We start from the raw sequence: 5,436 nt of genomic DNA on the forward strand, positions 1-5,436 counted from the left end.
ATTAATAATTAATAATTAATAATTAATAATTAATAATTAATAATTAGGGTTTGCTTATGGAAAGTCTTTTGGTAGGGGTAGGAGTCAGAATTTCCTAGGTCATGCTCCGCAAACAGCAATTCTGCAATTCAGGAGGAACGGGGAATTAATTAGGAGGTAGTCGGAAAAATTGTAAGAGTGATTTTTCTGCCATAATCATCCCAAAATACTAGCTTTTTGCAGCTCTTGCCACCGAAAAGCTGACACTTTTTTAGACCAAAAAATGCTACAACCAATATCAGTCAATACTTTGATATTTAATCAGCAACCCCTAATTAATAATTACCTCTCCTTGAAAAAAAGAGGATTGACTAAAAGGAAAATTTTTTCTTTTTTCTCCTTTAAAGGAGAGACTTTAAACCTTAATTATTCGGTAATAATTATTTTATTGAGTAGGGGGAAATATGAGTCAAAATTTTATCTTTTTCTTTTAGGTTTAATACCCCGCAGCTCATGAGTGGTGTTTACAATTAGTTGGGGTTTGAGTCCCCATCCCTTCTTTCTTTCTTCCTTCTTCCTTCTTCCTTCTTCCTTCTTCCTTCTTCAATTAGTTTTTTCTGCCAGTTTTTCATCAAACTTTTGTTTGGTTTCTTTTACCAACTTCACTTCATCAGGATTATTTTTTGCCCAAACTTCACGGTCTTGACGAATTTTTGTGAGATGAGATTCAATATTTTCTGAATTAATTAAAATTCCAAAATCTTCTGGAACTTCTTCTTCTTTGTAAGATAAAATCCGATTGAGAATTAAATCTCCTATTTTCTTAGTGTAATGAGAATTATCTCTATAGTTTTCCATTTCATTATAGATAGTTTCAGTTGTGATACTGTTATACCCAGAAAAATCAAATACAGGAGTAATTTTTACTACTTCACGTTTCCATTCTTCAAAAGTTGACCACTCACCTGTTGCTCTAATAGCTTCCCATTGAGTTGCATGAGAAGGAGAAATAAATAGTATTAACTTGATGTTATTTTGTTGGCATAAATCTACTATTTTTTTTAATTCGTCTAATGGAGTAGATAATTGATATTTAGCATGAAAATTATAATAAACATTGATGCCATTTCTAAATCTCCATTTAGTTGTTTCCGGGTCAGGATTTAGATAAGGCATAAATCCATTTTCTCCAGAAACAATATCATCTTGTGGAGTTTTTTTACTATCAACTATTGTTTCTTTACTTGCTGAAAGTGCATCTACAGAAAAGGCAATATTGATAATATCTTTCAAGGAAATATGTTGTTTTTCTAATCTCTCTTCAGAAAAACCTGCTCGATTTTCCAGTAATGAATTAAACATGAAAAAATCCGAGCCAAGAATAACTAAATCTAAATCTTTTTGATTAGCGATCGCGTGTTCTAAATAGCGTCGTAATTCATAGGCATTGATACCATTTAGAGCTAAATTGTAAGCAGGTTGTTCATTTTTTAAAGCAGGATGATTAGGGTCTAAACCTTGTTTTGTTCTAGATGAACCAATCAAAATAGTTACAGGTTTGATGCGAATAATATCTGCTGTTTTATATAGGCGATCGCTATTATCTTTCCGAGGTTTTGAATGATTTATTCCTAAGAATTTGGGAGTATTAAATACATCATAAGGATCGACAACAATATTGAATATTCCTACTGCTACTACAGGTAATAAAGCTGACAGTAAAAATAGCCAATTATATCGGTGATATTTTCTTTTGTTTAGTACAGATTTTCCCGATTTTTTGGGAGACAAAGCTTGAGAAGATGTAGAACTAAGTTGATGATTTATACTCATATTTATTTCTCAATCAAAATTTATTTTGATAAATAGCTGTTGGAGACCCGCACTATAATTTAAAATTTAGTGCGGGGAGGAAAACAGCTAGCTTATAAACTATTTTCCTTTTAAGTTTAATATTCAGATTTTTCAACTGAATTTTTGTTTTTAAGCTTAAGTGAATCAATGAAATCACTTATTACTTGGGTCATTGTTTTCTCATTCTCAACTGCATATAATCTTAACTTATTCAACCTGTTCTGAGTTATCCGTAAATTTAATCCTTTTTTATTCATAGTATCTACACAATATCTATGCAAACTATTATAATAGATATATGATCGAAAGGGCAAAAAATGATCGTAACTTATTGCTATAAAATTAAACCAACTCAAGAACAAATAGCCAAAATAGATAATTGGTTAGAACTCTTGAGGAGGCACTGGAATTATGCTCTTGGTCAGAGATTAGACTGGTTGAATAGAACCAGATGTCAAATAGACCGTTGCTCAATAGTTTCATGCCCTATTGGTGAGATTTCTAGCAAACCAGATTATTATTATCAATCAGCACAACTAAAGCAGACAAAAACTCTATTTCCTCCATATAAAGAGATATATTTTGAAGTACAACAAAACAATCTCAAAAGATTAGATAGGTCTTGGCTACGTTGGCTAGTCCCAGATCAAACAGGTAAAAGATTTGGTAGACCAAGATTTAAAAAGTTAGGCAAGTTAAGGTCATTAAGTTTTAGTAGAGTTAATCATCCTAAAGCAGCAGTTAAGTTTGATGGTAAGCAAATAACTATTAGTAGATTTGGCTCTATTCCAGTTATAGTTCATAGACCAATTCCAGATGGGTTTAGAATTAAAACTGCAACTATAACTAAAAAAGCTGATGGTTATTATGTGAGTTTTAGCTTGGAAGATAAGTCAGTCCCTAGTTTAATTCCTACAAACAATATTAAAACTGGTGTAGGTATTGATGTAGGTTTAAAAGAGTTCTTAACTACTAATACTGGTGAGACTGTTTCTGTTCCTAATTTCTATAGAAAAGCACAATCTAATTTAGCCAAGAAACAAAGGAAAGTGTCCAGAAAAAAAAATGGCTCTAATAACTGGAAAAAGGCACAGAAGAGAATTGCTAGATTACACCAGAAAATTGCCAGACAAAGAGAAGACTTTCACTACAAAACAGCTCATAAATTAGTTAGAGAAAATGATTTAATAGCAGTTGAAGACTTGAATATTAGAGGTTTAGCTAGAAATACTAAACTATCTAAATCAATTTATGATGTAGCTTGGGGAACTTTTATTGAAAAGCTGAATGCAGTAGCGGTAAAACGCGGTGTTCATATTGTTAAAGTTAATCCAAATCATACCTCTCAAAATTGTAGTAATTGTGGAAATAAAGTCCCTAAAACTTTATCAGTTAGAACTCATTCTTGCCATAAATGCGGAACAGTTTTAGATCGGGATGAAAACGCTGCAATTAATATATTAAATAAAGCGTTAAGCGAGGTGGGTCTCATCTTGTCTGCCTGTGGAGGCGATGGCATTAGCCAGCCTATAAAGCAGGAAACTTCTGAAACTTGGGTTCAATTATTTTTGTTTTAGAAGCTCACCTTATAATCTTTGATTTAAGGTTGAGAGAACTTCACATCATTATGAATAGGTTCCGTTGTGATACTGTTATATTATATCCAGAAAAATCATTAAAATTGGAAATAAAGAAATTCAGACACACGATTCAGTGACAATAAAGCCATACTTGTCAAAATACCAATCCAAACTGCCCACCACCAATTAGGTTTCAATTTTGCCAAAATATCCTGAGTATTCGGTAAGAAACTTACAGAAAAAGTTAAACCTATTAAAGTCAAAATTGAGAAAATTTTACTCCCTAAAAATTCCGGCAAATAAGTCATACTTGACCAAGATTTAAGTTGAAAACCAAAATTAGTTAACACAGATAATTTACCTTTAGCTTCCCCTGGTATAACTACTCCATTCAGACCCGACATTGTCTGTAAAATATCTAGACCATCCTGAAAATTTTGCGCTCTAAATAAAACCCAACTAACAATAACAGCAACAAAAGTAATTACCCATGCCAATACTTTCGGCATCGGAATATTTAACTTGCGCCAACCATGATTAATACATAAATAAACACCATGTAACCCTCCCCAAATTACATAAGTCCAACCTGCACCATGCCATAATCCACCTAACAGCATCGTTGTCAAAAGATTACTATAACGACGCACTTCTCCACGACGACTTCCACCCAGAGGAATATATAAATAATCCCTGAGAAAATTGGATAAAGTAATATGCCATCTTCGCCAAAAATCACTAATAGAAGTAGCCTTGTAGGGAGAGTTAAAATTAATCGGTAATTTAATGTTAAACATCAACCCCAAACCGATCGCCATATCAGAATAACCAGAAAAATCAAAATATAGCTGAAAAGTGTAACTTAAAGCTCCCACCCAAGCTTCAATAAAACTCAAATCTGCTGCATTGTTAAAAGCTAGTGCTACCCATGGAGATATAGTGTCAGCTATCAAAACTTTTTTACATAATCCCAGACTAAAAAGACTTAAACCCAAAGCCATATTTTTCTGGGAAAAAATATAACTACGCAATTGACGAAACTGGGGAATAAGTTCATCGTGGCGTAAAATAGGTCCGGCAATTAATTGGGGAAAGAAAACTACAAAGAAACTATAAGTTAAAAGGTCATAATTAGTTTCTCTTGTTTCCCCACGATAAGCATCAACTAAATAAGCTATTTGAGTAAAAGTATAAAAAGAAATAGCCAAAGGCAGAATAATTTGCCCAGCATTCAAATTTGTAGAAACTACTGAATTAACAGTATCCAAGAAAAAGTTCGCATATTTATAATAAGAAATTATGGCTAAATTAACAGCTACACCTACCCAAAGTAAAACATTTGCTTGCTTACTTTCTGGTTTAGCCTCAGCAATAAATTTCCCCATTTGATAATTCCACAAAATTGAAATTATTAGCAAAGGCAAATAAGCAACATTCCAATAACCATAAAAAGCAAAAGAACTAGCTGTCAACCAAACTTTTGCAGCCTTAATTAAACCAAATCTCGTTAAACCAAAGAATATAATCAGAGTTAAAGGTAAAAAACAAAAGATAAAAACGTAAGAATTAAATAGCATAGCTAGTAAACAATTAATAATTAATAATTAATAATTAATAATTAGGGTTTGCTGAAAAAGTCTTTTAGCAGGGGTAGGAGACAGGAGACAGGAGACAGGAGACAGGATAAATGGGAATTTAGAGGAGGCAGGAATAAGAATTGTCCCAATATTATTCTGCTCAACTCTTGCCTAAAAGACTAACTTTTTGAGCGTTTTAGACTGAAACAGGCGCACTTTTTCCAACCTCAAAAATACTAAAGTCTTTATATGTCAATACTTTTATATTTAATCAGCAAGCCCTAATTAACAATTACCTCTCTTTGATAAAGAAGAGGATTGACTAATGTGGAACAGTGAAATTTACCAAAATTTGCCGATTTTGAGCGCCAATAAGCGTCCCTTTTGCTCTGACTAAAATTGTGAAAAGTCAACTTTTAATTTATGATTAAAAGCCTACGTCCCCG

Annotated in this window: 3 protein-coding genes; 1 reads left to right on the top strand and 2 read right to left on the bottom strand. The window is 32.6% G+C overall.

Going from position 1 to position 5,436, the window contains the following annotated elements; translation table 11 throughout:
• Nucleotides 1-582: 582 nt before the first annotated feature.
• Complete coding sequence (locus AC3DU7_RS23770) at nucleotides 583-1,812, bottom strand: hypothetical protein (protein WP_488041771.1); 1,230 nt, start codon at nucleotides 1,810-1,812, stop codon at nucleotides 583-585.
• 338 nt (nucleotides 1,813-2,150) lie between these two features.
• On the opposite strand from AC3DU7_RS23770, the gene AC3DU7_RS23775 reads away from it, so the two are divergent.
• Nucleotides 2,151-3,410, top strand: coding sequence for an RNA-guided endonuclease InsQ/TnpB family protein (locus AC3DU7_RS23775; RefSeq protein ID WP_488041772.1), 1,260 nt, complete (start codon nucleotides 2,151-2,153; stop codon nucleotides 3,408-3,410).
• Between the two features lie 98 nt (nucleotides 3,411-3,508).
• On the opposite strand, the gene AC3DU7_RS23780 is transcribed toward AC3DU7_RS23775, so the two are convergent.
• The gene (locus AC3DU7_RS23780; RefSeq protein ID WP_488041773.1) at nucleotides 3,509-4,990 is read right to left on the bottom strand and encodes an MBOAT family O-acyltransferase; all 1,482 of its coding nucleotides are present in this window, start codon (nucleotides 4,988-4,990) and stop codon (nucleotides 3,509-3,511) included.
• Nucleotides 4,991-5,436 lie beyond the last annotated feature (446 nt).

This window comes from Okeania sp. (assembly GCF_983059655.1).

Coding starts and splice junctions, on each gene's coding strand:
- AC3DU7_RS23775 (WP_488041772.1), top strand. CDS start 2,151: ATGATCGTAACTTATTGCTATAAAATTAAACCAACTCAAGAACAAATA.
- AC3DU7_RS23770 (WP_488041771.1), bottom strand. CDS start 1,812: ATGAGTATAAATCATCAACTTAGTTCTACATCTTCTCAAGCTTTGTCT.
- AC3DU7_RS23780 (WP_488041773.1), bottom strand. CDS start 4,990: ATGCTATTTAATTCTTACGTTTTTATCTTTTGTTTTTTACCTTTAACT.